At 71.1% G+C, this 287-nt stretch carries 1 protein-coding gene; it reads left to right on the top strand.

Translation table 11 applies throughout. The features are described from left to right. Positions 1-287, top strand: a 287-nt coding sequence (locus PUR71_RS30745) for an RICIN domain-containing protein (protein ID WP_443077627.1), incomplete at both ends; no start/stop codon positions are given.

Here is a 287-nt window from a genome sequence, read left to right as displayed (position 1 = left end):
TTCCAGCTGACGGCCTCGGGCCAGCTGTACAACCCGGCCAGCAAGCGCTGCGTCAACGTCTCGGGCGCCGGTCCGACCTGGGGCAACCTCACCCCGATCATCCTGTTCGACTGCGTCAACGGTGCCGCCAACGAGACGTTCGTCCTCGCCTCCGCCGACAAGCCGGCCGCCGGGCCGGGCGCCGCGCTGTTCAACCCGGCCAGCAAGCGCTGCCTGAACGTCGCCGGCCCGGGCCCGACCTGGGACAACAAGACCCCGGTCATCCTGTTCGACTGCGTCCCCGGCGC

The organism is Streptomyces sp. SP17BM10, from assembly GCF_036322405.1.
In the GTDB taxonomy this organism is placed as follows: Bacteria; Actinomycetota; Actinomycetes; order Streptomycetales; family Streptomycetaceae; genus Kitasatospora.
The sequence above is the reverse complement of the archived record's forward strand: the minus strand, read 5'-3'. Positions and strand labels throughout refer to the sequence as shown.